The following is a 25,633-nucleotide window of genomic DNA, read 5'->3' as shown; positions in this document are numbered from 1 at the left end:
GGGCGCGCCGCACATGACTCACTCAAACGGCCATCAGCCCAGGATCTTCGCCAGCTTCATCGCGAGACCCATGTCCATGGGCTTGAACTTCAGCTTGCCCTGCATGGCCGCCATCTGGGGGTTGAGCGTCTTGTTCTTGATCTTCACGAAGTCGTCGTTGCTCACGAGGATGGTCATCTTCGACGCACCTTCGTGGCCGGCGGAGACCCAGCCCTCGGACTTGGTCAGGTCCAGCGTCCACTTCCCGCCACCCTCACCGGAGACGTCGAAGTGGATGATGGCGTTGACCTCCTTCGCCAGCTCCGGCTTCGCCGTGAGCTTCTGCGGAATCTCGGTCTCGATGATTTCCTTCGCGGTCGTCATGGGGCGCTCCTTGGCCTGGTCGTTGATTGGAGAATCAAGACGGGGGGACCGTAATGTCGCCCCCCTGGCAGGTCAAGGCATCAGATGCGCCGTGTTCATCACGCGCTGGTCGTGTTCGCGGCCGACGAGGGCAGTGAGCGGCGCACCATGTTGAGCAGATCATTGAGCTCGAACGGCTTGGCCAGGTGCCCCACCGCGCCGATGTCCTGGGCCTTGCTGCCCACGTTGCGGTCCGCGCTGAGGACGATGATGGGGATTTCCGCGTGCGTCGTGGGCCGCTGGCGCATGCGCTGGGCGAACTCCCACCCGTCCATCACCGGCATCATCAAGTCCAGCAGGATGAGGTGGGGGGGCTCCGGCTCGAGGCGCTCCAGGGCCTCCTTGCCGTTGCGCGCGCGGCGGATGACGAAGCCCTCGGCCTCGAGGATTTCGGAGAGGGCTTCGAGGATGTCCGGATCATCGTCCACGACGAGGACGACGGGGGCACCATCAGGCTGTGTGTTAGGCGGAGTCAGGGCAGTCTCCCTCGGTGCGACGCTGGGGATTCTTCCACCATCCTCCCACCCGGCGGCGCAACAAAAACGCGCTCCCCGCACGCGACGGGGGTGCACGTTGCAAAACCGACAGTCACGCCCCACCCTTTCCGTGACCTGCTGGACGGGAGGTGGAAAACGTGAGGAGCCCAGGGGAGATGGGAGCTGGCAGCACGGCGGAAGCGCCTGGCCTCGTCCTCGTCCCCACGCAGGGGCCCCCGCGCCTGCTGGGCGGCCTGCTGCTCGAGCATCTGGGCCTCCAGGCGCTGCCCGGGGACGTGAGCTCCCTGGACGCCCTGCTGGGCGCCGCCGGCTTCCAGCGCCGCATGGGGGACGCGCGCCTCTGGGAGAAGGACGACGACCACGTCCTGCTCGCGGGCGAGGAGTCCCTGGGCGACGGGGGGCGCCTGTTCTGGACCTTCCCCGTGGCGTGGGACGAGGCCGACAACCGCCGGCGGGTGCGCTACCTGGGCATGGCGTCCCACGACCTGCGCGGCTCGCTGGCCAACATCCGCTCCTATGCCGCGCTGCTGCTCAACGGCCGCTCGCCGCTGGAGCCCAAGGTGCAGCGCGGGCTGGAGACCATCCTGCGCAACGCGGACCGCTCGCTGTCCTTCTCGCAGGACTTCTTCGACTCCAGCCGCGCCGACCTGGGCTCGCTCGCCTGCGAGCCGGAGCGCCAGCCCCTGTTGCCCCTGCTGGACGCGGCGGTGGAGCGGCAGCGCGCGGCGGCCACCGCCGCCAACGTGGCGCTCGTGCTGGACCTGGACCCGAGCGAGGCCCAGCCCGAGGTGAGCGTGGACGGCGCCCGCATCCAGCACGCCCTGGAGGCCTTCATCCTCTACCAGCTCTCCCGCGCCCAGCCCGGCGAGGTCATCCACCTGCGCATCCATCCCGGCGCGCCCCGGGTGCGGGTGGAGGTGCGCCGCGAGGGGGTGCCCCTGTCGGACGAGGACGCCTCGGCGGTGTTCCGGCGCGAGGAGCGGGCCTTCCGGGAGAAGAAGCTGGAGGATCCGCTGCGCATCTACCTGGCCCGCCAGGAGGTGGAGGCGCACGGGGGGAGCGTGGGGGTGGAGACGGATCCGTCCGGCAGCTCCCTCTTCATCACCCTGACGGCGGTGCCGGGGGCCACGCTCGCAGAGGCAGCGGCCCTCCAGGCATGACACGTCCGCTCTTGCTGGCGGTCCAAGGCGCCCCCCGGTATGCTCCGCCCGTTTTCACGAAGGAGCCGTGATGCTGGGGCTGAAGCCGATGGAACTTCTTCTCATCCTGTTTGTGCTGCTGCTCCTCTTCGGGGCCACGCGGCTGCCGCAGCTCGGCTCGTCCCTGGGCAGCGCGATTCGCAACTTCAAGCGCGGCTTCGGCGGCGAGGAGGACGCGGGGACGCCCGGCGCCGACAAGAAGGGCGGCAACCTGGCCAGCGGCGGCAACGTGGACAAGGACGTGAAGTCCTCGTCCCCCAGCAGCCACGCCTGAGCCCCGCTTCCTGAAGCACCCTTGAAGCGCGACGCCCGCTCCACCCCTCCTCCAGGGGCCGAGCGGGCGTTGACGTTTCCACCGGCCAGCCGGGCCCCCGGTCGACCGCACCGGGGGCGAGCGGCCTTGAGCGCTACTCGACGACGGCCACGTTGTCGTACATGGCGTCGATCTGCGCCTTGTACTTCTGGCTGCACACCTTGCGCTTCACCTTGAGGGTGGGCGTCAGCTCGCCGGACTCCTGGGTGAAGTCGGCGGACATGATGGTGAAGCGCTTGATGGTGGCGTACGGCGGCGAGTCCGCGTTCACCTTGTCCAGCACCGCCTTCACGGCCGCGTGGACCTCGGGGCGCTTGGCGTTCTCCGCGTAGCTGCCCACCGGGGCGCCCTTCTCCTCCAGCAGCTTCTTCGCCGTGTCCTCGCCCACGGTGATGAGCGCCACCAGGTACGGGCGCTTGTCGCCGTACACCATGGCCTGGCTGAGGATGGGGAAGGTCTTGAGCGTGTTCTCGATGTTCTGCGGCGCCACGTTCTTGCCGCCCGCGGTGACGATGATGTCCTTCTTGCGGTCGGTGATGCGCAGGTAGCCGTCCGAGTCCAGCTCACCGATGTCCCCGGTGTGGAACCAGCCGTCCGCCTCCAGGACCTCGGCCGTGGCCGTGTCGTTCTTGTAGTAGCCCTTCATGATGCAGGGGCCACGGGCGAGCACCTCGCCGTCGGAGGCGATCTTCACCTCGGTTCCCGGCATGGCGGGGCCCACGGTGCCGATCTTGATCTTGTTCGGGCGGTTCGCGTTGGTGGGCGCGGCCGTCTCCGTCAGGCCGTAGCCCTCCACCACCTTGAAGCCGAGCAGGTCGAAGAAGTAGCCGATCTTCCGCGACAGCGGCGCGCCGCCGGAGACGAACAGGCGCATGTTGCCGCCCAGCTTCTCGTCCAGCGTGCCGCGCACCTTGGTGAACACCAGCTTCTTGGCCAGGGTGAACGCCAGGCCGTCGTACTCGCGGCCCTGCTGCTTCGCCTCGACGTACTCGTCGAACAGCTTGAAGGCCCAGCGCGCCATCCGGCCCTTGAGGCCCGGGGCCGACGTGCCGTTGGACACCACCGTGTTGTAGACCTTCTCGAACACGCGCGGCACCGACGGCAGCACCGTGGGGCGCGTCTCCACGATGTTCGCCATCAGCTTGTCCACCGACTCCGCGATGATGAGCCGGAAGCCCATGGACAGCCACGCCGCCTTCACCACCTGCGCGAACACGTGCGCCAGCGGCAGGAACAGCATGACCGCGTCGCTGGGCTCCATCATCCCGATGGCCTGCACCGCGTGCGCCTGGTACGTCCAGTTGCCGTGCGTGAGGATGGCGCCCTTCGGGTCACCCGTGGTGCCCGAGGTGTAGATGAGACAGTTGGTGTCCTCGGACTTCACCGAGGCCACCCGCTCCTCGAAGGACGCCGGGTTGGCCTGGTGCGCCTCGCGGCCCTGGGCCATCACGTCCGCCAGCGCGACCTCCTGGCCGCCCGCCACGGCGCCCTCGAAGACGATGACCTTCTGGACGGTGGGGCACTCGGCCAGCTTCTGCCGCACGCGCGTCAGGCGGCCCGCCTGCTTGGCATCCTTCTCGTCATTGTCCACGAAGACGAAGGACGTCTCCGAGTGCTTGATGACGTAGCGGAACTCGTCCGGGAGGTTGGACGAATAGATGGGGACGGTGATGGCCTGCGCCGCCGTGATCGCCAGGTCCGCGACGATCCACATGAGGCTGGTGTTGGCGAACAGCGCCACCCGGTCCCCGGGCTTCACGCCCTGCGCCACCAGGCCCGCGGACAACGCCTTCACGTCGTCCAGCACCTGCCCGAAACTCACGTCCTGCCAGCGGCCGTCCTTCTTGTGCGTCACACCCGCCTTGGAGGCGTTCTGCGCGCGCTGGATCAGCAACTGGACCAGGTTTCCCTCCTGCGCTCCGGCCGCCGAAGCCGAAGGTCCTACCTGATTCTCTGCTCTCACTTGAGCTCCTCCTCGATGTCGGCTTCGACCTTCTTCGCCCACTCCTGGATGCGCCGTCCCTCCGGGGGGTCGTACGCGACGCTGCCCTGCTTCACCTTCTGGATGGCGTTGCGCGCCTCCTTCGCCTTGTCGTCCCTGAGGAGCGTCTCGGCCAGGAAGTAGTATGCGCGCAACATCTCCGGATGCTGCTGGATGGCCTTCTCGTAATACTCGGCCGACTTCTTGAGGTCCCGCTTGGGCCAGGGCAGCTCGTAGTAGTAGCGCCCCTTGGCCAGCAGCGGCGCGGCGCCGTAGAAGCCGGAGTCCAGCTTGATGGCCGCGTCGAGCCGCTCGTTGAACTTGCCTTCAAGGCCCTCGCCCAGCGCCTTCATCACCCCCACTGCTTGAGAGTAGGCGCCAATCCCCGCCGCCGCGAAGTAGTGGCCTTCCACGCGGTTGGGGGCCAGCTTGACGGCCTTCTCCGCCACGTCCCACGTCTGCCGGCCGAGCACCTTCTTGAGCTTCTCGCTCGCGGCCCCGTCCGCCTGCCACTGGAGCTGTCGCGCCTGGCGCCACACCAGCTCGAAGTCGTCCGGCGTCACCGACAGCGCCGCCTTGAGCTCGGCCTCCAGCGCCTTGCCACCCTCCGCCTCGCCACGTCGCTCATGCAGGGCATCCAGCCTAGCGAGCAATTCCGGCTCCGCCGCCCGTGCCGAAACCGCCACGAACGAGCACAAGGCGAATAAAATCAAGCGCATGGCGGGTGGGCTTAGCACGCACGCTCGGTTGCACGCAAACGACCAGGACCGACTTTTCCACCAAACAGAAGGGGCGGGTCCAGCAAGGGTTGAAGACCCCGCCAGTCCCGCCCCATTCGAGCGCCTCCCCAGGTGGGGAAGCGAGGTGGCTCAGGCCACGTCCTGCAGGGCCTGCTCCTCGTTCTCGTTGAACGCCGAGAGGTAGCGCTCGAGGAACGTCTTCGTCTTGAGCTCCACCTGGCGCACGCGCTCGCGCGACACGCCCCAGCGCTGCCCCAGTTCCTCCAGCGTCAGCGGCTTGTCCTGCGTCAGCCGCTCCGTGAGGATGTCCCAGCCCAGGTCGCCGATGCGCTTGCGCACCTTGGTGAGCGCGTCCTGGATTTCGGTGTCCTGCTCGTTCGACAGGAACACGTCCTGGGGCGACGGCCCGTTGTCCTCCAGCCGGTCCAAGAAGGTCGTCTCGCCTTCCTCGTCGATGGAGGCGTCGAGCGAGAAGTCCACCATGCTGCCCCGCTCGGCCTCGCCGCCGCGTACCTGGCTGCGGTTGTCCTTCAGATAGCGGGTGATGTAGGCGCGAATCCACCACACCGCGTACGTCGCGAAGCGCACGTTCTTCTTCGGATCGAAATGCTCGATTGCCTTCATCAGGCCGACGTTGCCTTCCTGGACGAGGTCATCCAGGCGAGCGCCGCGATTGGCGAACTTCTTCGCGACGGCGACAACGAAAGCCAGGTTGGAGGTGGCGAGCGTCTGCCTCGCCGACTCGTCGCCCTTGCGAGCGCGCCGAGCCAGCTCGTACTCCTGCTCGCGAGTCAGTTGCTGGTGTCCCCCCAGCTGACGCAGGTATTGCGACAGGCCCTCCGCCGCAAACTTCGTCGAGTTGGCCATGATTTCCCGTCCTCCGTTCGATGCCGGACGCGCCGTCCCCGCCGACTCGCGTCCACCTGTCTCTAGGACGCCCAACGAGCGAAAGGGTTTCTCATTCCATCGCCGAAAGTCGTTTCGACTGTCGAACTTCGCCCTCACGCGGACGCAAGGCTTGCGCTTCCGCTGACTTGCAAGGTCGAGAAGCACCGACTCCCACGGCGATGGCCGCGACGCGGCCACTCACTCATCAACGTTTGAGCGCGGGGAAGATTTTCTCGGGATTGAGCAGCCCTGATGGGTCGAAGAAGGCCTTGAGCCGCCGCTGCAATTCCAGCAGCGCTGGCTGCTGTTCGAGCGCGAGAAATTCCCGCTTCGCGAGGCCCACACCATGCTCGCCTGTGATCGTCCCGCCCAGCTCCACCGTCATCAACAACATGCGGCGCAGCGCCTCATCCACCAGCGGGCGTTGATGCGGGCCTTCATAGAGGATGTTGGCGTGGAGGTTCCCATCGCCCGCATGGCCATACGTGGCCACGGTGAGGCCCAGCTGGGCGCCCATCGCCTTCAAGCGCTCGATGACCTCGGGGATTCTCGAACGTGGGACGACGATGTCCTCGGAGACCTTGCGCGGCTTGAGCGCGCGCAGCGCGGGGGAGATGACCCGACGCACGGCCCACAGTTTCTCGCGTTGGGAATCATCCTGCGCGACGAGTGTTTGACTGGCTCCCTGCTGTGCGCAGATGTCGCCGAGGCGTGACAGCTCCTCGAACAAACCCTCTGCGCCGTGGCCATCGACCTCGGCGATGAGGGCCGCGCCCGCGCCGGGTGGGAACTGGAAGCCGCGTCCGTCCACCGCGCGCAGGGCCACGTCGTCGATGAGCTCCAGGCATCGGGGCAACAGGCCCGCCGCGAGCACGGCCGACACCGCGCGGGCCGCGTCCAGCACCGACGGAAAGACGACCAGGGCGGTCAGCACTTTTCGTGGGAGCGGAATGAGCTGGAGGGTGATTTCGGTGGCCACGCCCAGCGTGCCCTCGGAGCCGACGAAGAGGCCCACCAGGTCGTAGCCGGCCACGCCCTTGATGGTGCGCCGCCCCACCTTGACGACCTCGCCGTCCGGGAGCACCCACTCCAGGCCGATGACGTAGTCGCGCGTGACGCCGTACTTCAGCGCGCGCGGGCCGCCCGCGTTCTCCGCGACGTTGCCGCCCAGCGTGCACGACTCCCAGGAGTTGGGGTCCGGTGGATAGAAGAGCCCCACGGCCTCCACGGCCTTCATCAGGTCGCCCGTCACCACGCCGGGCTCCACCACCGCGGTGAGGTCCTCCACGGAGATGGAGCGGATGCGGTTCATGCGCTCCAGGCTCACCGCCACGCCGCCGCACAGGGGCAGCGAGCCACCACTCTTGCCCGTGCGCGCGCCACACGGCGTGTAGGGGACTCCGTGCGCCACGCAGGCCTTGAAGATGGCGGAGACCTGCGCGGTGTCCTCGGGGAACACGACGACATCCGGAGGGAAGATGCCGCTGTCGGACTCGTCCCGCGCGTAGGCGGCGAGCGTGGCCTCGTCGCGCTTCAGCTGCCCGGCGGCGAGCACCCGCGAGAGCGCCTCGCACACGCGCTCCACCCGCTCGGGCTCCACGCGGTCCGGCCGCGCGGACACGTCACTCATCGCCGCGCCCCGAGCCGCGCCCACAGCTCGCGTCGCAGCGCACCGTCGCTGCGCAGCTCGCCTTCATAGGCCTCCGCGTGGGTGATGGCGTCGCGCTGCTGGGGACCGCGCATGCGCAGGCACGCCTGCTCCGCCTCGATGATGCACGCGGTGGCGGGGCTGCCCAGCTCACGGGCCAGGGAGCCCGCGACCTCGCGCGCCAGGTCCTCCTGGAGGATGAGCCGGTGCGCGAAGCAGTCCACCAGCGCGGACAGGCCGCCGAAGCCCGCCACGTGCTTGCCCGGGACGTACGCCACATGCGCGACGCCCGTCACCGGCAACAGGTGGTGCGGACACATGGAATGGAAGCGCAGGCCCGTCACCACCACCAGCTCACGCGACGAGCCGCGCGGCGCGGAGAACGTCTTGCCCAGCACCTCTCCGGGCGTCTGGGCATAGCCGTCCAGGAACTCGCGGCTCCAGGCGTCGGCCACGCGCTTGGGCGTGTCCACCAGGTTCTCGTCATCCATCGGCAGGCCGGCGGCCCGGAGGAAGGCCTCCACCGCGCTCGCCATGGCGACGGGGTCTGGCACGCTGGCGAAGGACCTGGGGGCAGGGACTCCGCGGGGACGGACTTTGGACGAGCTCACGGGGCAAGGACTCCTGCGGGGGTGCGGGCGCTCAACGGCCGGGCACCCTATCCGATGCGGCGATGAGGATCTCCCCACCTCGCACGAGCACGTCGTAGATGCGAACCTTCGCCTCCGGGCGCCAGGGGCACAGCCCCGTGCGGACATCGAACGGCCAGGCGTGCAGGGGACAGTGCAGCAGCGTCCCCTCCAGATCTCCCTCATGAAGCGAGCCGCCACGGTGGGGACAGGTGTCCTCCAGCGCGTGCACCTGCCCGTCGACCCGCACCAGGGCCACCCGGGTGTCTCCCACCTGGACCACGGCGCGACCGCGTGCGTCCAACGCGGTGAGCCGCGCCACCGGAATGAAGCGTCCGTCCGGTTGTCCTTCCTCCATCCAGGTGTCTCCCTCGCCCGGGCCCACCGGGCCGCCCTACGTGAATGCGGTGACACGAGTATGCGTCCCACCACCGTGCTAGCCTGCCTTGACTCTCCCGGGGGCCGTCAGTAGAGCACCCGGGCCTCCCCCCTTCCCGCCGATGACCCAGCGCGCCCATACCTTCGCCCGCGGCACCGCGACGCTGTTGGTCGTGCTGTGGGCGTTGCAGCCGCTGGGGACCCTGCTCCATGCCCGGGACGCGCACGCGCACCGCTTCTGTCCCGAGCACCAGACCTTCGAGGAGACGGCCAAGGGCACGGGTGCCATCCAGGCCCGGCTCGCCCCGGAGAAGCTGGCGCAGCTGACCGCCGTTCCTCCCTCGGGCACGGACTCCAGCCGGCCGACCCACGAGACGTGCCCACTCCTCACGTCGAGCTCGCGCGACGAGGGGTGGTTCGTCGCGCCCTCCTCGTGGGTCCTCGCGCGGCTCGTGGTGAGCCGTCCCACCACCGCGCCGCCCCACGTCACCCCTCCCCTCTCCGTCCTCGACACCGCGCCCAAGTCCTCGCCACCCGCGCACGCCTGAGTCGCGTCCGCAGTGAGCTTGCAGGTCCTGTGCTGTGGGGCGCCACGCGCACGCGTGCGTCCCGTCCGAGGAGCATCACCGGTGTCATCCGTTCCACGTCGTCCGCACGGCGCGCTTTTCGTCGTGTCCCTCTCCGTCCTGTTGTCCACGGCCACGGCCGCGGCGCAGGAGCTTTCCCCACCCTCTCCCGATGCGGGCGTCCCCGCGTCGGACGCGCCCACCGCCGAGCCCGACGCCGGCCCGTCCTCCGACCTGCCCGCCGGCCTGACGCCGGAGGAGATGGCTCAAATCGAGAAGGCCTTCGGCGGCGACACGCAGCAGGGCGTGCCCGCCAGCACCTCCGCCGCGCCGGATGCCACACCCGGCGGGGGCTTTCCGCTGTCCATCCCTGGCGCGAGCAGCGGCACCAACTTCCTGGACATGAGCTTCATCCTGGATGTGGCCGCGGCGGCCTTCACGTCCAAGGAGCCGCTGCAGGGCGGCGCGCATGACCCCACGCGCAACGGCTTCAACCTGCAGCAGTTGGAGCTGTCCATCGGCTCGGTGGTGGACCCGTACTTCCGCTTCGACGCGAACATCGTCTACAGCCAGTTCGGCGTCGAAATCGAGGAGGCCTACGGCACCACGCTGGCGCTCCCCGCGAGCCTCCAGGTGCGCGCGGGTCAGTTCCTCACCCGCTTCGGCCGGCTCAACGCCACGCACCCGCACGCGTGGGACTTCGTGGACCAGCCCTTCGCGATGAGCCGCGTCTTCGGCGGCGAGGGCAACCGGGGCCTGGGCGTGGAGCTGTCGTGGCTCACGCCACTGCCCTGGTTCGTCGAGGTGACGGGCAGCCTCACCGACGCCACCGGCGAGGCCACCGCGCGCAGCTTCCTGGCGTCCTCGGGCGACCGCGTGTTGTCGCCGTTGGACCTGCAGGCCACGGGCGTCGTGAAGCAGTTCTTCCCGCTGTCGGACGACCTGTCCTTCATGTGGGGTCTGTCCGGCGCCACGGGCCCCAACCCCACCGGCTACCGCAACCGCACGGACATCTTCGGCACCGACCTGTACCTGCGCTACCGCCCGATCACGGAGGCGAGCAACACGCTGGTGTCGCTGCAGGTGGAGGCGCTCTACCGACGCAGGCAGGTGCCCGGCGACGTGCTGACGGACTTCAACGCCTACGCCCAGCTCGCGTGGCGCTTCTCCCAGCGATGGGCCACCGCCGCGCGCTACGAGCTGGGGACCGCGGCCAAGGGTGAGGACGGCCAGGTGGCCGTGGACCCGTTGGACCCGGAGTGGACGAAGCGTCGCGACCGCGTCTCGGTGAACCTCACCTTCTGGCCCACCGAGTTCTCCCGCCTCCGCTTCCAGGCCGCGCGTGACAACGCACGGTGGCGCGACGAGGCGGACTACTCGGCGTTCCTCGCCCTCGAACTGGTCACGGGTGCCCATGGCGCCCATGCGTTCTGAACCTCTTTCACGGGAGCCCTTCCCCATGCGTTCTCTTCGATTCGTCGCGGCCCTGTGCGCCGCCCTCTGTGTGCTCGCCGCCGCCCCCGCGCTCGCGGCCGTCAATGTCGTCACCACCCTGCCGGACCTCGCCGCGCTGACCAAGGCGGTGGGCGGAGACCTGGTCAAGGTGCAGTCCATGGCGCTCGGGACGCAGGACCCGCACCGCGTCGACGCCAAGCCCAGCCTGGCGCTCGCGCTGCGCAACGCGGACCTGCTCGTCTGCGTGGGACTGGACCTGGAGGTGGGCTGGCTGCCGAACCTCCAGACCGGCTCGCGCAACCCGCGCATCCAGCAGGGCAACCCGGGCTTCCTCAACGCCTCGCAGTTCGTGCGGCTGCTCGAGGTGCCCCCCACCAAGGTGGACCGCAGCGAGGGCGACGTGCACCCCGGCGGCAACCCCCACTACCTCTACGACCCGAGGCAGGGCGCGGCCGTGGCGCGCGGAATCGCCGAGCGGCTGGCCCAGCTCGACTCCAAGAACGCGGCCACCTACCGCGCCAACGCGGCGAAGCTGACGGCGGACCTGGATGCGGCGCGCGTGGAGTGGGAGAAGCGGCTGGCGGGCCTGAAGGGCGCGCCCGTGGTCGCCTTCCACCGGACGACGGCGTACCTGGCGGACTGGCTCGGCTTCGACGCCATCGCGTTCCTGGAGCCCAAGCCGGGCATCCCGCCCAACCCGTCGCACGTGGCCGGCGTGCTGGTGCTCGCGCGTCAGCGCAAGGCGCGCATGGTGCTCATCGAGAGCTACTACAACGACCGCGAGGCGAAGATGCTCGCCGGCATGATTCCGGCGCCGCTCGTCATCCTCCACGGCGGCACGGACTTCCGCGCGGGCGAGACGTACCTCCAGCACATCAACGAGATGGTGGGCAACCTGGAGAAGGGCCTCAACGCCGGGAAGGGGGGCTGACGCCATGAAGCTTGGACGACTGCTTCCCCTGTTGTTGCTGTCCGGCTGCGCGCTGGACGCGGGCGAGGGCTTCGCCGTGCTCGAGCCCACCGTCCACGCGACGTATGTCCCGGCGGTCTCGCGCGACGCGGGCAATGGCTTCCAGCGCCTCGCGTCGGACTACCAGCTGCGACTGGACTCGGCCGCGCTGGGCGTCTCGCATGTCGAGCTGGTGGGTGGCTCGGGCGGTGGTGGGCCGACGACGTTCGACCCCGCCAATCCGCCTCCGGGTTATTCGCTGTGCCACAACGGCCACTGTCACAGCGACAGCGGCGCGCTCGTGGACTACGAGGACATCGAGGCGGAGCTGGGCGGCGGCGCGTCCTCGTCCGTGGTGGCCGCGCTGCACGTGGATGGCACGCTGGACCTGCTGACGTCGGCGGCGACGCCGGTGGAGTGCGAGCCGGACTGCGAGCTGCCTCGCACCGCGCTGTCCCGCGGCGTCTGGGAGGTGACGGCCGTCACGCTGACGGGCGTCGTGCGCGACTCGCGCGCAAGCCCCAGGCTCCAGGAGGTCCCCTTCCGGCTCACGCTCGAGTCCACGGGCGGCGAGGAGGCCGAGCCGCTGTTCACCGTGACGGGGGACGTGGACGTCCCGTCGGACCGGGAGCACAAGCCGCGCGTGAAGCTGGACCTGTCGCTCGCGGTGCCTCCGAGCATCTTCGACACCGTGGACTGGGCCCAGGTGACGCCCGGCGCGGACGGCGTGCTGGACCTGGGCACGGCCGCGAACGAGGCGACCCGCAAGGCGCTGCTCGCGGAGCTGGCGGAGCTGACACCCCAGGCGGAGGTCCGACGTGAAGACCGATGAGCCCGTGCCCTCCGAGGGCACCGCGCACGCCGTGTCGCCGACCTTCACCGTGGGCGAGCCGCTGCTCACCTGCACGGAGCTGGTCATCGGCTACAACGACAAGGCCATGCTGCCGCCCATCAACATGGTCATCCGTCGCGGCCAGTTCATCGCCGTCGTCGGTCGCAACGGCTCCGGCAAGAGCACCTGGTTCAAGACGCTGCTGGGCATGCTCGAACCGGTGTCGGGCACCATCTCCCGGAGCCATCCGACGATGCGCAGCGCGTACGTGCCGCAGACGTCCAGCATCGACTCCATCCTCCCGCTGCGGGCGAGGGAGCTGACGGCGTGGGGACGGCTGCGCGGGTGGAGCTTCCTGTGGCCCTTCGCGCGCAAGCCGGAGCGCGACGCGGTGGAGGTGGCGCTGGAGACGGCGGGCGCGAAGGCCATCGCCAACAAGCCCTACCGCGAGCTGTCCGAGGGACAGAAGCAGCGCACGCTGCTGGCCCGCCTCATCGCCACCGAGGCGGACCTGGTGCTGCTGGACGAGCCCACCGCCGCGATGGACGCCGTCGCCGAGCGCGAGACGATGCAGCGGCTGTGCTCGCTCGCGCGTGAGCGGGGCCTGGGCGTGGTGGTGGTGTGCCACGACCTGGAGGTCGCCGCCGAGCACGCGGACGTGCTGCTCTTCGTGGACCGGGAGACCTCCGCCTTCGTCGTGGGCGACGCGCGCACCGTGTTCTGCCACCCCGCCTTCCGTCGTCAGTACGGCGACGAGTACTGCCACCGCGCTCCCGAGGGACCCCACCGTGGACCCGATGCTCGCTGAACCCTCCCAGTGGCAGCAGTTCGTCGAGGGGTTCGAGCTGTTCAGAGACCCGCTCCTGTGCGCGCTCCTGGCCGGGGGCGTGCTGGGCTTCCTGAGCGTCTACGTCGTGCTCCGGCGCATGGTGTTCGTCAGCGCCGCGGTGGCCCAGTCCGCCGGCCTGGGCGTGGCGCTCGCGTTCTACGCGGGCATCCACCTGGGCTTCGAGGTGGAACCCGTCATCGGCGCCACCGCGCTCGCCCTGCTCGCGACGATGCTGCTCATGATGGACCCCACGCGGCTGCGCCTGACGCGTGAGAGCCTGCTGGGCATGGCCTATGCCCTGTCCGGCGGCGCGGCCATCCTCGTGGGAGACCGCATCGCCCAGGAGTCGCACGACATCCAGGGCATCCTCTTCGGCACCGCTGTGCTGGTGACCCCCGAGCAGCTGCGCACCGTGGCCGTCGCGGGCATCGCGGTGATGACGCTCCACCTGTGGTGGTACCGAGGCATCACCTTCGCGAGCTTCGACCGCATCGGCGCGCTGGTGCAGGGGCTGCCGGTGCGGCTGCTCGACGGCGTGCTGATGGTGTCCATCGGCGTCATGGTGGGCGTGTGCGCGCGGGCCCTGGGCGCCCTGCCCGTGTTCGCGTTCTCCACGCTGTCCGCCATCGCCGCGCTGATGTTGGACCTGCGGCTGCCGTGGACCTTCGTCGTGGCGACGCTCGCGGGCATCGTCTCCGGCGTGGGTGGCTACATGTTCGCCTACTTCTTCGACTTCCCGGTGGGCGGCTCGCAGACGGTGGTCGCCGCGCTCCTGGTCGGCGTGGCCATGGGTGCACGCGCACTCATCCAGCTCGTTCTGCGCAGAGCCAGTTGAAACCCGTGCGTGCCGGGTGAGGGGTATCCCCCGGCGCGCAGATATGCACCCGCGCAAAGGCCGTTCCCCGTTCATCTCAGCGATGAATGATGCGAGGTTGCACATGAAGCCGCGAAGCGGGTGGTGGTGTCTCGTCTGGCTGCTGTTCGTGGGGTGCGCCCATGCCCCCCGCACCGGGGAGCCTGACACGCCGAAGTTCGAGCACGTCTTCCAGAAACCCCTGGAGGAGGCGCTGGCCGTCACGCGGGAGCTGCTCGCCAACCGCGGCATGACCTTCGAACAGACGGAGGACCCGCACCAGCTGCTCACCACCTGGGAGGTCCGTGACTCCATGCGGACGGCGAACAACACCTATACCCGCTATCTGGTGACGGGCATCGCCGTGGGTCCGCGCCAGTCCGTGGTCCGCGTATTCAAGTCGACCTTCCAGTCGTCCGGGAACGACGCCAGTCGCGGCGACCACTGGTGGAAGATTCTCTGGGAGCGCGCGGAGATGGACATCCAGAGCCCTGCCCAGTTCCAGACCGGCCTCCAGCGTGCCATGCCGCGCAGAGGCGGCCCCATCGAGCTGCGCAACGCGCTCAAGGGGACCCGAGACCTGGACCTGGAGAAGGAGCTGACGCTGCGGCTGGAGTCCGGCCCGTCGCTGGAGGTGGTGAGCGGGAACGTGAAGGAGGACCCGCGTCCACCGGCTCCCGTGCGCGACTCGGACTTCTATCTCACGCGCTGGAAGGAGGACGGCGTGAAGGAGGGCCCCTGCGCAGAGACGATGCGAGGGCTGCATGAGCTCCTGGCTCCGGGGCTCACGCTGCTGGTGGGCGAGCAGCTGGGCTCACGCGAAGCGCCCGCGGTCGTGGGCGAGCTGGTGTGTCAGGTGGCCGAGCTGGGGCTGCCCGTCGCGCTGGGCGTGTCCATCCCTCGCAAGGAGCAGGAGCGGCTGGACCGCTACCTCGCGAGCCCCGGTGCGCCGGCGGACCAGGACGCGCTGCTCGAGGGGCGCTTCTGGCATCGGCCCTATCAGGACGGCCGCAGCAGCCGGGCCATCCTGGACCTCATCGACCGCGTGCGCGCGATGCGGCTCGCGGGGCTCGCGGTGTCGCTGGTGGCGTATGACACCGACCTGAAGGGCGGCAGCGAGCGGGACCAGGCGCAGGCGGACCTCTGGAATCGTCGCAGGCAGGCGCTCAAGGACGAGGTGCAGGTGGTCCTCGCGGGCAACACGCACACGCGCACCGTCGCGGGCACGCCGTGGGACAAGGCCTTCACGCCCATGGCCCACCTGCTGAAGGCCTCACGGCTCGTCGTGCTGGAGATGAGCTACGCGCAGGGCACGCGGTGGGGGTGTGACCTGGACCGCGCCGGGAAGATCCAGTGCGGCTTCGTCGGCGCGACGCCCAGCGGACGCGTGGCGGCGCGGCCGGGCCTGTCGCCCCACATCACCCTGTTCGAGGCACCCACGCCCGAGGGCACGCATGGACTGCTCTACGTGGGCGAGCTGTCGCCGTCGCTCCCGGCCATCTCGCCCCACAAGGAAGCACCGCCGCCCACGAACATCCGGCCGCCTCGGCCGATGCGCGACGACAAGCCGCCCATGTTCTAGGCGTCAGCGGACCGCGGTGGAGATGGCCTTGAACTCGGGCGTGCCCGCGCGCCCGAGCACGTCGAACAAGGCGGTCTCCACCGTCGCCACCACGGCGCCCGCGTCGCGGCACAGGTCCAGCCCCACCCGGCGGTCCTCCGTCGAGCGCGACAGCAGCGCGTCCGCCAGCAGCACGGGCAGCAGCCCCTTCTGCGCCAGGTCCCTCGCCGTCTGGAAGACGCAGATGTGCGTCTCCATTCCCGCGATGAGCACCTGCTTGCGCTCACCCAGCTGCGCGAGCACGTCCGGCACCGCGGCGCTGAACTCGAGCTTCTCCACGGCCTTGTAGCTCTTCAGGAACATCTTCAGGAGCGAGTGCGTGGGCCCCAGCCCCTGCGGGTATTGCTCCGTGACGATGATGGGCAGCCCCAGCGCGCGGGCCCCCTGGATGGCCGCGTTGGTGCGCGCGAGCATCCGGTCCAGCGCGTCGCGCTCCATGGCCGCGCACAGGCGCTCCTGGACATCGACGATGAGCAGCGCGGTCTGGTCCTGCGTGAGACGGAAGGTGGCCATGCCCCCCTCCTCGCGCGAATGGCGCGGGGCCGTCAAGCGCGAGGCACGGCGGACGCCCGACGCCTCACGCTTCCGCGCGGCCCGCTTCGGGCGGACGACACTCGCGGCACAGCGTCCGGTTGCGACCATGCGCCACGGCCAACAGCACGCCGCCGCCCACGGTGAGTCCCACCTCCCAGGCCTCGTCCATGCCCTCGGGCACCAGGAAGGCCCCGGCGCCGAGCAACCCGAGCCCTCCCACCGCGAGCACCGGCACCCACGCGCGGCGATGCAGCCGCCACCCCGGGAGGAAGGCCGCGAGCGCTCCGAGCAACGCCAACGCCAGCAGCCCGCGGTGAGCCCCCTCCCCGCCCAGCCACCCCGCCAGCGCCGCGGGCAACAGCCCGAGCACCGCGGGGAGCCCCAGGCAATGCACGACACACAACGCGGAGAGCAGCTGTCCCACGCCATCCCAGCGCGAGGGCGCGACGGCGCTCCGTTCAAGAGAGCTCAACAGGACACCTTCTCCAGGGGACGGAAGTCGGGAGGAACCGGGGGCGGCGCCTCCGCCGTGTGGACCAGTCGCAGGATGCGCCCGCGGCCGGAGATGTACGTGCGCGCGCGCCGCAGCTCCGGCAGGTGCTCGTCCGCGTCACGCCACCGCTCCAGGAAGCGCTCGAAGTCCTGCACCGCGAGCACCCGCTCCCCCATCGCCACGTGCGTCTCCGCCAGGAGCAGCCGGTAGTGGCCACACGCGGGGCGCTCCTCCACCAGCGCGCGCGCCAGCTCCAGCGCCTTCTGCTCGCGCTCGCCGCGCAGCCGCGCCCGGGCCAGCGTCTCCCGCGCGGGGCGGGAGAAGGCCGAGGGCCCCGCGGTCCGCAGCCGCCGCTCCATGCGCCACGCGCGCACCAGCGTGGCCTCGGCGCGGCCACCATCACCCCGGCGTGACTCCAGCGCGCCGCGCAGCTCCTGCTCGGCCACCTCCACGACGCGGGCGACATCGCGCGGACACAGCTGCCGTCCCTCGGCGCGGCGCAGCTCGGACAGGGGCGCGTGCAGCAGCGCGAGCGCATCACACGCGCGCTCCACCTCCGAGAGCCGGCCGGCATCCATCGCGTTGATGCCGCGCGTGTACAGGCGCAGGCCATCGCGCAGGCCCCGCTCGGCCGCGGAGAGCTCGCCCGAAAGCTCCAGGGGCACGTCCGCCGCCGCACGGCAGAAGCCGAAGCGCAGGTGCGTGGACACCAGCGTGGACGCCGCGAACAGGAGCGCCTGGGGCTCGGCGCCCGCGGACTCCACGCGCTGACGCAGCCGCCGCGCCCACGTCTGCGCGTCGCTGTACTGCCCCGCCTCCGCGCAGCCCTGGCTGAGCAGTCGCATGGCCAGCTCCGCGCACGGCGCGAAGGACGCGGGCAGCGACTCCGCCGCCAGGTACGCGTCATCCGTCTCCACGACGGCCTCCAGCACCCGATAGGCCGCGTCCGTCTCCCCCAGCCGGCTCAGCAACCGCCCCGACGCCAGCAGCGCGGGGCTCGCTCCAGGCGCGAGCCGGGGCAGTCGCAGCGCGCTCTCGTGCGCCGCTTCGGGGCGGGAGCTCGGCAGCGTCGCGCACACCCAGGCGAAGTGGACGCCCACGTGGTCCGGACTCGTGCGCATCAAGTCCCGCAACATCGCCTGCGCGTAGGGCTGGCCCTGTCCGGGGCGGCCGTCCGGCTCGTAGCCGTCCACGAGGAAGCCCGCGAGCAGCAGCTTCGCCTCGACGTCCTCGGGATAGCGGTCGATGAGGCTCTCCATCTCGCGGATGAAGGCATGGCGACCGTTGGCGGGCCCCTTGTCCGACAGCAGGCTGGCCGCGACGATGTAGCGCTGCTCCAGGTCCGGCAGGCCCTCGCTCAGCGCGAGCGCGCGGGCCATGGCCTCGGCGCGAGCGGCCGCGAAGCGCGCTCCCGGCCCGCGCGTCAGGGCCAGGCCCCACCACGCCATGGCCAGCTCCGGGTCGTGCCTCGCCGCCTCCGCGAAGGCGCGGCGGGCCTCCGAGCCCCAGCCCAGGTGCAGGAGGCTCAAGCCCTGGTCGAACCAGGCCTGCGCCAGCGGCACACGCGTGCTCACCTTCAGGTGCGAGGCGCCCAGTCCCTCGCGCAGCCGGGGACGCGGAAGCGCCTCGTCCGCGACGTCCTCCCAGGCGGCCTGGACGTAGACGGATGGCTCATCGTTGCGCAGCAGTCGCGACAGCATGATGTCCTCCCAGTGCCCCGGCATCCGAGGCGCCACAGGCTTCGAATTCACAACCCAGTGAGCGAATGCGCGCGCCGAGCCGCCACCACGCGGCGGCCAGCGCTTCCGGTGGAACCGGAGACGCCTTGCGCCGCGACGCGACGCACGCACGCCTCCAGTCCAGTCCCACTTCCCGCAGCACCCAGTCCTCGTGCCCGGCCAACCACTCGGCGAGCTCCACCAGACACTGGTGGACCTCCCGCCGCTCTCCGACGGTGGCCGGAGCCCGCGAGGGACCCAGCTCACTCGCCTGGAAGGCCGGACGCGCGGGCGCGTGCTCGAGCCAGCGAGGGGTGAAGCCGTCCCGTGGGACGAAGACGGCCTGACCGCACTCGCACAGCGCACCGAAGCCCCAGAGCGACAGCCTTCCGCCGTGCGCCAGCGCGATGGAGTAGGCGCTCTGCCCCTCCACGCCCTCGGGCCGCGCGTGACGCGTGAGCCCTCGACGCAAGAGGAGGTTCCCCTCAGGGCAGCGCACATCCTGTCCGAGACACCACATGGTGACGTCGAACAGGCGGTCCGCGTCCCGGAGGACGTCGCGGGGAAGCAGCTGAAGGGCCTCGGTTCCAGACATGGGGTCTCCGGGGCTCAGCTCGCGGACTTCTTCGCGGGGGCGCCGGAGCGGATGGCCGTGTCACCGAACAGGGCCTTGGAGTCCACCGCCGCGCCGCCCTTCTTCGACAGCACCGCGTTGATGGCCCGCACCAGCTTGCCGCGCACCTTGCGGGGCAACGGCTTGTCCTCGAGCGCCGCCTGGAGCTGCTGCGAGCTCACACCCCGGCCGCTCTTCGGCTTGGCGAGCGACAGCTCCGTGTAGCTCTTGCCCTGCGTCTCCTTGTCCCGCCGCTTCGAGGTCCGCTTGCGCGCGAGCGCGCGGCCATCACTCCCCTGCGCCTCCAGCTGACGGGACAGTCGCAGCAACGCGTCGGAGGCAATCTGCTTCTCGGTCAGGAACTGCTGAAAGGTACCCATGGTCTTCTCTCCAGGAGGGGCCGGCCGGAAGGCCGACCCCGGATTCGGTTGAGGCAGGACACGAGGCCCCTCGCGAGGCCCCGGACACGCGGCCGGCTAGTGCTCGTGGCCCTCGTGCGACGCCTCCTCGATGACGAGGTTCACGGACGCGGAGGTGGTGGGGCCGAAGGTGAAGGTGAACGTGCCGACGGACAGCGGGACGACGTGGCGACCCTTGATGTCGGTGCAGGACTCGGAGCTCTTGGCGCTCTCCTCGATCTCCACCGCCGCGCCGCTGGCGTCGGTGATGACCACCGGCACGTCCGCGCTCAGGTAGAGGACGTAGTCGGTGGCCTCCGCCGCGGCGAACGACACCGAGCCCCGACGGCCGCCCGCGCCATCCACCAGCGAGATGTCGTAGCGGCGGTGGTCGTTCGACACGGAGGGCGGCGTGCCCGTCAGCGTGGCGTTGACGGCCGTGGACGGGCCCTCGGCCAGGTGCTCGCACCCCTCGACATCGACGTCCTCTTCGTGCGGCTCGTCGTCACCGCAGGCGGTGGTCAGGAGCGCGGTGGACATCAGGAGGGCGGCCAGAAGCTTCTTGTTCATGTGTGTAGCTCCACGTGGATGGACTGCGGATACCCAGCCACCAACGCCGCCACGGACCCCACCCGCGAGGGCAGAGCCAAGACAGACATGGGCGACAGGGTGGGAATCGCGCGAACCGTGCGCGACACGGGGGGCGAGAGCGTGCACGCAGGGGAAACGAGTCATCCGGCGGCGCGTCGCGCGACGTCTGACGCGGGGCTCCGAATTCCGGAGCCGGACGTCAGGCGTCGACCACGGACCGCGGCCTTCTCACGGCATGGCTGTGCCGGGAGCGAGGGACGCGTACCCTGGGTGCTGACTCAGGCGCGAGGCGGAGAGGCCTTGGGGGCCAGGTGCAGACGGGCCACGGGCTCCGCGTGGAAGCGGAACACGGCCAGCGCCGGCGAGGAACGGGTGGGCACCCGGGTGACGACCGGGGTGACCTCTGTCGGAGGAGGACCCTCGCGACGGATCAACGTGTGGACGCAGTGGGCCTCGGAGCCGTGGCCCGCAGGAGCGTCGTCACGAGAAGTCAGCCGGACGTCGTCGAAGGACTCCTCGGCGACGGGGGCGGTGTGCGAGCCCCCCTCCTCCACGTGGACCACCTCACCGTGCTCCAGACACGTGGCGTGCTGGACCATGGCGAAGTGGAGCACCGTCCCCATGTACGCCAGCGCACACACAGCCGCGAGCGGCAGCGCCAGGAGGCGCGACCGGACGAGACGCGAGGGCAGCGAGTGGAGGGAGCGGCTCACGGTGATAGGGATTCCAGCGTTGAACGCAACGCGGTTGTAAGCCAGACGGAGCGCGCGTGCAAGTCACACGAGCGAGTCCGTGGCGCGCGCGGGCCCCGCTGCTTGTTGGCGCGCGCGCCGTGAGGGGCCGTGCAGGCGGCGCGCCGATGGACCGGTGAGCCTGTCCGCGCATAGGTTCGCCGCCCCGGGCAGGCCCCGGCATCTCGAGAAGGACAGAAACACCCGTGCAAGAGCTCATCGACGTGCTGCGACATCAGGCGCGCCACTTCGCGCCCGAACTCGCGCAGCTCGCGTACAAGCGCGGACTGGCCGTCACCCAGTCGGACGGCACCACGCGCCCCATCCCCATCACCGCGACGCCCGTCATCCTCGACGCCGCGGAGATCCGCCGCCGCGCGGAGCTGTCCGCGCACCTGGCCTCCGCCACGGTGAAGATGGCGCGCGCGTGGCTCGCCGCGCCCGACGCCGAGCTCCTGCTGGCCTCGCTCTCCCCGCTCGAGCGCGCGCTCGCGGAGCGCACCTGGCCCCAGGCGGTGCGGCTGGCCACCACGCGCGTGGACTACTTCGTCTCCGGCGGAAAGCCGTGGGCGCTGGAGGTCAACGCGACCATTCCAGCCATGCAGGGCTACTCGGACATCGCGGCCCGCACGTTCATCGAGGTGGTGGCGCGCCACTTCCGCTATCCGGAGAAGGCGCTGCCCTCGCTGCTCACGCTCAACGGCAGCAACGCGCTGGCGCTCTATCGCTCGCTGTTGGACGGGTACGCCGCCGAGCGCCCTGGCCGGTTCCCGGACACGGTGGCGCTGTTGTGCCGCCGCAACGACGCGCAGATTTCGGAGCTGCGGTGGCTGTGCGAGCGCTTCCGGGAGTTCGGCGCCGACGCGGACATCGTTCACCCGGATGAGGTGTCCGGTGATGCGACGTTCGAGGCGCGCGGCAAGAAGTACGACCTGGTCTACCGCCACCTCTTCGTGCGGCGGCTGGAGCAGCAGCCCTCGCCGTGGGTCGAGGACTTCCTCGCCACGGTGCCCGGCAAGAAGGCCGTGTTCCTCAACCCGCCCGCGTCGCAGGTCGAGGTGAAGTCCACCTTCGCGCGCCTGTCGCAGGCGCTGGCGGAGCCCGAGCTCGCCGAGGCCGCGGGGCTCACCCCCACGGAGCTGGAGGCCATCCGCGCCTCCGTTCCCTGGACGCGGCTGTTCCGCGCGGGCCCGACGACGGGGCCGGATGGGACGAAGCTGGACGACGTGGTGGCGGAGGTGGCGCGCAACCCCGCCCGCTTCGTGCTCAAGCGGGCGTGGGACTACGGCGGCAAGGCCGTGTTCCTCGGTCGCTCGGCGGGCACGGTGCCGTACACCGAGCGCGTGACGGCGGCGTATGGCGAGCCCCTGGGCTGGCCGGAGCTGTGCGCGCGCGCGGCGAGCGACCCGACGGGCGGCGGCTTCGTCGTGCAGGAGATCGTCGACTCTCCTCCCGAGGACCACCTGCTGGTGGAGCCGCATGGGACGGTGCTGCCCACGTCGTTCTTCGTGGACTACTCGGCCTACGCGTCCGTGGGGCTGGCGAAGCAGCCCGCCTGGGGCGGCGTGTGCCGGGGCTCCATGGCGGAAATCGTGAATATCGTGGGCGGCGGCGGCGTGCTGCCCCTCATCACCACCGAGGTCGCCTCGAAGCTTTTGCTCGCGTGGAAGGCGATTTAAGGAAGGGCCTCAGCCAGGGTCCGCGCACGCCCGGGTCGAAGACGCTATAAGCAGTGGCGCCGCCGGGGCGGGTCCCCGGCGCGAAAGGATACGATTCAAATGGCCTGGGAAACTTCCGGATGGCAGACGGCCGAGAGCGACTCGGTCAACTCCGTCCTGGTGCAGGAGTCGAAGCGCGCGTTCATGACGCGCGTGCATGGTTGGATGTTCGCGGGGCTGCTGCTCACGGGCGTGATGGCCATGGTGACGCTGAGCAACGAGGCGCTCCTGCGCACGGTGCTCGAGTGGCGGTTCGGGTTCATGATCGCGCAGTTGGGCGCGGTGTTCGCGCTGTCGTTCCTGGCGCCCCGCCTGTCGGGCCCGGCGGCCGCGGCCCTGTTCCTGGGCTACTCCGCGCTCACGGGGATGACGTTCTCCATCCTCTTCCTCGTCTACACGGCGGGCAGCATCGCGCAGGCGTTCTTCCTGACGGCGGGCGTCTATGGCGCCATGGCGCTGTACGGCACGGTGACCAAGAAGGACCTGAGCGCCTGGGGCACGTTCCTCTTCATGGGCCTCATCGGCGTGGTGCTCGCGGGCCTGGTCAACCTCTTCATGCGCAGTGACATGATGTCGTTCGTCATCGCGTGCGCGTCGGTCCTCGTGTTCGCGGGTCTGACGGCGTACGACACGCAGAAGCTGCGGGAGATGCACGCCAACACCGGCTACAGCAGCGCGGCCACGGTGAGCATCGTCGGCGCGCTGACCTTGTACCTGGACTTCATCAACCTGTTCCTCGCCATCCTCCGGTTGCTCGGCCGCCGTCGGTAGTCAGGCAGGCGACAACCCTCCGTTCGCGACGAGCGGCGGCACGGCCCATGTGGGCACGTGTCGCCGCTTTTTTATTGGGGCGTGTTTGACCCGATTGCCGGCCCTCCCTGCTCCATCCGTGGGCACAGGAGGAAACCCCATGCAGAGGTCTCTCGCATCATCCCTCGTCGTGCTGTCCCTGTTGTCCTCGAGCCTGGCGTCCGCGCACGGCTCCATGGAGGTGCCGCTCAGCCGCGTCTACAGCTGCTTCAAGGAAGGACCGGAGACGCCCAAGTCCGCGGCGTGCAAGGCCGCCATCCAGAGTGGTGGCACCCAGGCGCTCTATGACTGGAACGGTGTCCGGCAAGGCAACGCCAACGGCCGCCACCGCGAGCTCATCGCGGACGGCAAGCTGTGCAGCGCGGCCAACGAGAGCCACCGGGGCCTGGACCTGGCGCGCACGGACTGGCCCGCGACGCTCATCTCTCCGGACGCGAACAACCGCTTCGACTTCGTCTTCCACGCGACGGCGGTGCACGCGACGGCGTACTTCCACCTCTACGTCACGAAGGAGGGCTACAACCCCGCGCTGCCGCTGAAGTGGTCGGACCTGGAGGCCTCGCCCTTCTGCACGCTGACGGCGCCGTCCGCCCCGCAGAACAACCGCTACCGCTTCACCTGTCCGTTCCCCCAGGGTCGCACCGGCCAGCACGTCATCTACGCCATCTGGCAGCGCTCCGACAGCCCGGAGGCCTTCTACGCGTGCACCGACGTGAAGTTCAGCAACACGCCCCCGCCACCCACCACGTGGAAGGAGCTGGGCGCGGTGCTGGCGCGCGAGGACCTGGCCGCGCAGAGCAAGGTGACGCTGCGCCTGTTCGACAGCGGCGGTCGTGACGCGGAGACGCACCCGCTGACGCTCTCCGCCGCGACGCCCGCGGCCACGTGGATCTACCAGCTGGCCCAGCAGGTGAACGCCACCTCCAGCCGGGTGCAGGTGGGTGAGCTCCAGACGAACGGCACCGTGCGGCCTGCCAACAGCGCCACCGCGAACCGCGTCTACTCGCGCGAGGCGAGCGACTCGTTCCAGCTCGACATCGAGAAGCCCACGGGCGGCGGCGGGGACCCGGCGCAGTACAAGTATCCCAATGGCATCGACAGCTACGTGGCGGGGACGCTGGTCGAGGGGACCAACGGCAGCATCTACCGGTGCAAGCCCTTCCCCTACTCCGGCTGGTGCAAGGGCTCCGCGCCGTACTACGCGCCCGGCACGGGCAGCCACTGGAGTGACGCGTGGGAGTTCGTGCGCTGAAGGAGCGCTCGAGGTCGGTCCCGACGCGATGACGCAGTGGATGGGCGGGGGGTTGCCGGGGGCCAGGTGCCTTGCGTCAGCTCCCCGCTTTCTCCTTGCGGGAGAACGGCATCAGCAGCCGCTCCACGGGGCGGCCGTTCATCAGGTGCTCCTCGACGATCTCTCGCACGTCCTCCACCTTCACGCCCGCGTACCAGGAGCCCTCCGGGTAGATGACGACGGACACGCCGAAGGCGCAGGTGTCCAGGCACCCCGCGGCGTTGGCGCGCATGCGGCCCTTCACCCCGCGCTTGTCGAGCTCCTCCTTGAACGCGGCGCGCACCTCCTCCGCGCCCTTGGTGGCGCAACACCCCTTGGGGTGTCCGTCCGGTCGACGGTTGGTGCAGACGAAAACGTGGCGCTGGAAGGGAGGAGGCATGCTGGCCTCCTAACGCGCCGGATGTCCGAAATCGACCCCCTCCTGGCCACCCGGCGACGGGACTGTCGAGCGGCGGGCGCGCGGATCATCGCCCCCACTTGTGGCATCGCGGATCCCATGCACAGACTTTCAGCAAACGTCCCCCAGTGATCACGCCCGTTTGCGTCGGAGTGACGATACATGTCTCGCACGCTGTTATCCGTCAAGGTAGAGCCTGGCTTGCGGTGCCGGCGCCAAGGGTCTAGATCCGCCCTTGCACGCCCTCCGAGCTACAGGTTGCTACGTCCTCTGCCCGCACGGACGGCAGCGGGATAGAGCCCATTTAGTTGTGTGTGCGACAAGGCACAGCACTACAAATAGGGTCTGAGCTGTTCCTTGATCAGCCGAGGCGAAGCGCGTATTGATCCCGGCCGCCCGGTCCTCGGCCGGGCAATCTCCACAACGGAAGTCCGGGGCCAGCAGCCCCCCACGCACCGCTCGCGAGCCTGATCCAGTGCCGCTCACGCCTGTCCGCGTGACGTCCCTGGAACCTCCGGAATCTCGCGCGTTTAGCGTTGCGCAAAATTTTGCATTCCAA

The 25,633-nt window shown here is 70.0% G+C and carries 28 protein-coding genes; 12 read left to right on the top strand and 16 right to left on the bottom strand.

The window, feature by feature from the left end:
• Window positions 1-33: 33 nt before the first annotated feature.
• Both AC6JA9_RS18270 and AC6JA9_RS18265 read right to left on the bottom strand, forming a co-directional pair.
• Entirely contained in the window at window positions 34-363 is a 330-nt protein-coding gene (locus AC6JA9_RS18270; protein WP_223750067.1) for an SCP2 sterol-binding domain-containing protein, read from the bottom strand.
• Window positions 364-461: 98 nt separating this feature from the next.
• On the bottom strand, window positions 462-830 hold the full coding sequence (locus AC6JA9_RS18265) for a response regulator (protein WP_174816746.1): 369 nt from the start codon (window positions 828-830) through the stop codon (window positions 462-464).
• 224 nt (window positions 831-1,054) lie between these two features.
• Here AC6JA9_RS18265 and AC6JA9_RS18260 point away from each other — a divergent pair, with 224 nt between their 5' ends.
• Both AC6JA9_RS18260 and tatA read left to right on the top strand, forming a co-directional pair.
• Complete coding sequence (locus AC6JA9_RS18260) at window positions 1,055-2,059, top strand: sensor histidine kinase (protein WP_223750068.1); 1,005 nt, start codon at window positions 1,055-1,057, stop codon at window positions 2,057-2,059.
• Between the two features lie 88 nt (window positions 2,060-2,147).
• Window positions 2,148-2,372 (top strand): twin-arginine translocase TatA/TatE family subunit, encoded by a 225-nt coding sequence (gene tatA / locus AC6JA9_RS18255; RefSeq protein ID WP_223750069.1) that lies wholly within the window; start codon window positions 2,148-2,150, stop codon window positions 2,370-2,372.
• A gap of 133 nt (window positions 2,373-2,505) precedes the next feature.
• Here tatA and AC6JA9_RS18250 read toward each other — a convergent pair whose 3' ends face one another.
• The 6 genes from AC6JA9_RS18250 to AC6JA9_RS18225 form a co-directional block, all read right to left on the bottom strand.
• Window positions 2,506-4,374, bottom strand: coding sequence for an AMP-dependent synthetase/ligase (locus tag AC6JA9_RS18250; RefSeq protein ID WP_426746701.1), 1,869 nt, complete (start codon window positions 4,372-4,374; stop codon window positions 2,506-2,508).
• On the bottom strand, window positions 4,371-5,111 hold the full coding sequence (locus tag AC6JA9_RS18245; protein WP_223750070.1) for a tetratricopeptide repeat protein: 741 nt from the start codon (window positions 5,109-5,111) through the stop codon (window positions 4,371-4,373). The genes AC6JA9_RS18250 and AC6JA9_RS18245 overlap by 4 nt, the downstream gene beginning before the upstream one ends.
• 150 nt (window positions 5,112-5,261) lie before the next feature.
• Window positions 5,262-5,999: a sigma-70 family RNA polymerase sigma factor gene (locus AC6JA9_RS18240; RefSeq protein ID WP_046713205.1), complete on the bottom strand. Its 738-nt coding sequence runs from the start codon at window positions 5,997-5,999 to the stop codon at window positions 5,262-5,264.
• 226 nt (window positions 6,000-6,225) lie between these two features.
• On the bottom strand, window positions 6,226-7,650 hold the full coding sequence (locus AC6JA9_RS18235; RefSeq protein WP_223750071.1) for an FAD-binding oxidoreductase: 1,425 nt from the start codon (window positions 7,648-7,650) through the stop codon (window positions 6,226-6,228).
• On the bottom strand, window positions 7,647-8,204 hold the full coding sequence (folE, locus tag AC6JA9_RS18230) for a GTP cyclohydrolase I (RefSeq protein ID WP_046713204.1): 558 nt from the start codon (window positions 8,202-8,204) through the stop codon (window positions 7,647-7,649). The genes AC6JA9_RS18235 and folE overlap by 4 nt, the downstream gene beginning before the upstream one ends.
• A 106-nt stretch (window positions 8,205-8,310) precedes the next feature.
• Window positions 8,311-8,655: a Rieske (2Fe-2S) protein gene (locus AC6JA9_RS18225; protein ID WP_223750073.1), complete on the bottom strand. Its 345-nt coding sequence runs from the start codon at window positions 8,653-8,655 to the stop codon at window positions 8,311-8,313.
• A gap of 142 nt (window positions 8,656-8,797) precedes the next feature.
• Here AC6JA9_RS18225 and AC6JA9_RS18220 point away from each other — a divergent pair, with 142 nt between their 5' ends.
• The 7 genes from AC6JA9_RS18220 (at window position 8,798) to AC6JA9_RS18190 (ending at window position 15,741) form a co-directional block, all read left to right on the top strand.
• Window positions 8,798-9,223, top strand: coding sequence for a hypothetical protein (locus AC6JA9_RS18220; RefSeq protein ID WP_223750074.1), 426 nt, complete (start codon window positions 8,798-8,800; stop codon window positions 9,221-9,223).
• 81 nt (window positions 9,224-9,304) lie between these two features.
• Window positions 9,305-10,675: a zinc-regulated TonB-dependent outer membrane receptor gene (locus AC6JA9_RS18215; protein ID WP_223784689.1), complete on the top strand. Its 1,371-nt coding sequence runs from the start codon at window positions 9,305-9,307 to the stop codon at window positions 10,673-10,675.
• 25 nt (window positions 10,676-10,700) lie between these two features.
• On the top strand, window positions 10,701-11,627 hold the full coding sequence (locus AC6JA9_RS18210; RefSeq protein ID WP_497960305.1) for a metal ABC transporter substrate-binding protein: 927 nt from the start codon (window positions 10,701-10,703) through the stop codon (window positions 11,625-11,627).
• A 4-nt stretch (window positions 11,628-11,631) separates the two neighbouring features.
• Window positions 11,632-12,477, top strand: a complete 846-nt coding sequence (locus AC6JA9_RS18205) for a hypothetical protein (RefSeq protein WP_223750077.1) — start codon at window positions 11,632-11,634, stop codon at window positions 12,475-12,477.
• Window positions 12,464-13,285, top strand: coding sequence for a metal ABC transporter ATP-binding protein (locus AC6JA9_RS18200; protein WP_223750078.1), 822 nt, complete (start codon window positions 12,464-12,466; stop codon window positions 13,283-13,285). Before AC6JA9_RS18205 ends, AC6JA9_RS18200 begins: the two co-directional genes overlap by 14 nt.
• Window positions 13,266-14,141, top strand: coding sequence for a metal ABC transporter permease (locus AC6JA9_RS18195; RefSeq protein WP_267696561.1), 876 nt, complete (start codon window positions 13,266-13,268; stop codon window positions 14,139-14,141). The genes AC6JA9_RS18200 and AC6JA9_RS18195 overlap by 20 nt, the downstream gene beginning before the upstream one ends.
• A 103-nt stretch (window positions 14,142-14,244) precedes the next feature.
• The gene (locus tag AC6JA9_RS18190; protein ID WP_497960304.1) at window positions 14,245-15,741 is read left to right on the top strand and encodes a hypothetical protein; all 1,497 of its coding nucleotides are present in this window, start codon (window positions 14,245-14,247) and stop codon (window positions 15,739-15,741) included.
• A gap of 3 nt (window positions 15,742-15,744) precedes the next feature.
• Here AC6JA9_RS18190 and AC6JA9_RS18185 read toward each other — a convergent pair whose 3' ends face one another.
• From AC6JA9_RS18185 to AC6JA9_RS18155, 7 genes are all read right to left on the bottom strand, one after another.
• Window positions 15,745-16,293 carry an isochorismatase family protein gene (locus AC6JA9_RS18185; protein WP_141322786.1) on the bottom strand — a complete coding sequence of 183 codons (549 nt, stop codon included), beginning with the start codon at window positions 16,291-16,293 and terminating at the stop codon, window positions 15,745-15,747.
• Window positions 16,294-16,357: 64 nt separating this feature from the next.
• Window positions 16,358-16,786 carry a MerC domain-containing protein gene (locus AC6JA9_RS18180; RefSeq protein WP_497960303.1) on the bottom strand — a complete coding sequence of 143 codons (429 nt, stop codon included), beginning with the start codon at window positions 16,784-16,786 and terminating at the stop codon, window positions 16,358-16,360.
• On the bottom strand, window positions 16,783-18,507 hold the full coding sequence (locus AC6JA9_RS18175) for a hypothetical protein (protein ID WP_497960301.1): 1,725 nt from the start codon (window positions 18,505-18,507) through the stop codon (window positions 16,783-16,785). Before AC6JA9_RS18175 ends, AC6JA9_RS18180 begins: the two co-directional genes overlap by 4 nt.
• Window positions 18,479-19,120, bottom strand: coding sequence for a hypothetical protein (locus AC6JA9_RS18170; RefSeq protein WP_223750083.1), 642 nt, complete (start codon window positions 19,118-19,120; stop codon window positions 18,479-18,481). Before AC6JA9_RS18170 ends, AC6JA9_RS18175 begins: the two co-directional genes overlap by 29 nt.
• 14 nt (window positions 19,121-19,134) lie before the next feature.
• Complete coding sequence (locus AC6JA9_RS18165) at window positions 19,135-19,518, bottom strand: hypothetical protein (protein ID WP_223750084.1); 384 nt, start codon at window positions 19,516-19,518, stop codon at window positions 19,135-19,137.
• Window positions 19,519-19,614: 96 nt separating this feature from the next.
• Window positions 19,615-20,106 (bottom strand): hypothetical protein, encoded by a 492-nt coding sequence (locus tag AC6JA9_RS18160; protein WP_223750085.1) that lies wholly within the window; start codon window positions 20,104-20,106, stop codon window positions 19,615-19,617.
• 299 nt (window positions 20,107-20,405) lie between these two features.
• Entirely contained in the window at window positions 20,406-20,840 is a 435-nt protein-coding gene (locus AC6JA9_RS18155; protein ID WP_223750086.1) for a hypothetical protein, read from the bottom strand.
• Window positions 20,841-21,064: 224 nt separating this feature from the next.
• Between AC6JA9_RS18155 and AC6JA9_RS18150 the strand changes: the two genes are divergently transcribed.
• The 3 genes from AC6JA9_RS18150 to AC6JA9_RS18140 all read left to right on the top strand — a co-directional run bounded on the left by AC6JA9_RS18150 (window position 21,065) and on the right by AC6JA9_RS18140 (window position 24,638).
• Entirely contained in the window at window positions 21,065-22,537 is a 1,473-nt protein-coding gene (locus AC6JA9_RS18150) for a hypothetical protein (RefSeq protein ID WP_426746706.1), read from the top strand.
• Between the two features lie 99 nt (window positions 22,538-22,636).
• Window positions 22,637-23,347, top strand: coding sequence for a Bax inhibitor-1/YccA family protein (locus AC6JA9_RS18145; RefSeq protein WP_046713189.1), 711 nt, complete (start codon window positions 22,637-22,639; stop codon window positions 23,345-23,347).
• 139 nt (window positions 23,348-23,486) lie between these two features.
• Window positions 23,487-24,638 carry a lytic polysaccharide monooxygenase gene (locus tag AC6JA9_RS18140; protein WP_223784691.1) on the top strand — a complete coding sequence of 384 codons (1,152 nt, stop codon included), beginning with the start codon at window positions 23,487-23,489 and terminating at the stop codon, window positions 24,636-24,638.
• 76 nt (window positions 24,639-24,714) lie between these two features.
• Here the strand turns inward: AC6JA9_RS18140 and AC6JA9_RS18135 are convergent, their stop codons facing one another.
• A complete protein-coding gene (locus AC6JA9_RS18135; protein ID WP_223750089.1) occupies window positions 24,715-25,056 on the bottom strand; it encodes a (2Fe-2S) ferredoxin domain-containing protein in 342 nt (113 codons plus the stop codon).
• Between the last annotated feature and the right edge of the window lie 577 nt (window positions 25,057-25,633).

The organism is Myxococcus sp. MH1, assembly GCF_059738865.1.
This window is presented reverse-complemented; position numbering and strand designations above follow the sequence as displayed.

Coding starts and splice junctions, on each gene's coding strand:
- folE (WP_046713204.1), bottom strand. CDS start 8,204: ATGGCGAGCGCGGTGGAGGCCTTCCTCCGGGCCGCCGGCCTGCCGATG.
- AC6JA9_RS18205 (WP_223750077.1), top strand. CDS start 11,632: ATGAAGCTTGGACGACTGCTTCCCCTGTTGTTGCTGTCCGGCTGCGCG.
- AC6JA9_RS18245 (WP_223750070.1), bottom strand. CDS start 5,111: ATGCGCTTGATTTTATTCGCCTTGTGCTCGTTCGTGGCGGTTTCGGCA.
- AC6JA9_RS18175 (WP_497960301.1), bottom strand. CDS start 18,507: ATGCTGTCGCGACTGCTGCGCAACGATGAGCCATCCGTCTACGTCCAG.
- AC6JA9_RS18165 (WP_223750084.1), bottom strand. CDS start 19,518: ATGGGTACCTTTCAGCAGTTCCTGACCGAGAAGCAGATTGCCTCCGAC.
- AC6JA9_RS18260 (WP_223750068.1), top strand. CDS start 1,055: ATGGGAGCTGGCAGCACGGCGGAAGCGCCTGGCCTCGTCCTCGTCCCC.
- AC6JA9_RS18190 (WP_497960304.1), top strand. CDS start 14,245: ATGAAGCCGCGAAGCGGGTGGTGGTGTCTCGTCTGGCTGCTGTTCGTG.
- AC6JA9_RS18145 (WP_046713189.1), top strand. CDS start 22,637: ATGGCCTGGGAAACTTCCGGATGGCAGACGGCCGAGAGCGACTCGGTC.
- AC6JA9_RS18185 (WP_141322786.1), bottom strand. CDS start 16,293: ATGGCCACCTTCCGTCTCACGCAGGACCAGACCGCGCTGCTCATCGTC.
- AC6JA9_RS18140 (WP_223784691.1), top strand. CDS start 23,487: ATGCAGAGGTCTCTCGCATCATCCCTCGTCGTGCTGTCCCTGTTGTCC.
- AC6JA9_RS18220 (WP_223750074.1), top strand. CDS start 8,798: ATGACCCAGCGCGCCCATACCTTCGCCCGCGGCACCGCGACGCTGTTG.
- AC6JA9_RS18135 (WP_223750089.1), bottom strand. CDS start 25,056: ATGCCTCCTCCCTTCCAGCGCCACGTTTTCGTCTGCACCAACCGTCGA.
- AC6JA9_RS18270 (WP_223750067.1), bottom strand. CDS start 363: ATGACGACCGCGAAGGAAATCATCGAGACCGAGATTCCGCAGAAGCTC.
- AC6JA9_RS18225 (WP_223750073.1), bottom strand. CDS start 8,655: ATGGAGGAAGGACAACCGGACGGACGCTTCATTCCGGTGGCGCGGCTC.
- AC6JA9_RS18240 (WP_046713205.1), bottom strand. CDS start 5,999: ATGGCCAACTCGACGAAGTTTGCGGCGGAGGGCCTGTCGCAATACCTG.
- AC6JA9_RS18235 (WP_223750071.1), bottom strand. CDS start 7,650: ATGAGTGACGTGTCCGCGCGGCCGGACCGCGTGGAGCCCGAGCGGGTG.
- AC6JA9_RS18210 (WP_497960305.1), top strand. CDS start 10,701: ATGCGTTCTCTTCGATTCGTCGCGGCCCTGTGCGCCGCCCTCTGTGTG.
- tatA (WP_223750069.1), top strand. CDS start 2,148: ATGGAACTTCTTCTCATCCTGTTTGTGCTGCTGCTCCTCTTCGGGGCC.
- AC6JA9_RS18160 (WP_223750085.1), bottom strand. CDS start 20,106: ATGAACAAGAAGCTTCTGGCCGCCCTCCTGATGTCCACCGCGCTCCTG.
- AC6JA9_RS18170 (WP_223750083.1), bottom strand. CDS start 19,120: ATGTCTGGAACCGAGGCCCTTCAGCTGCTTCCCCGCGACGTCCTCCGG.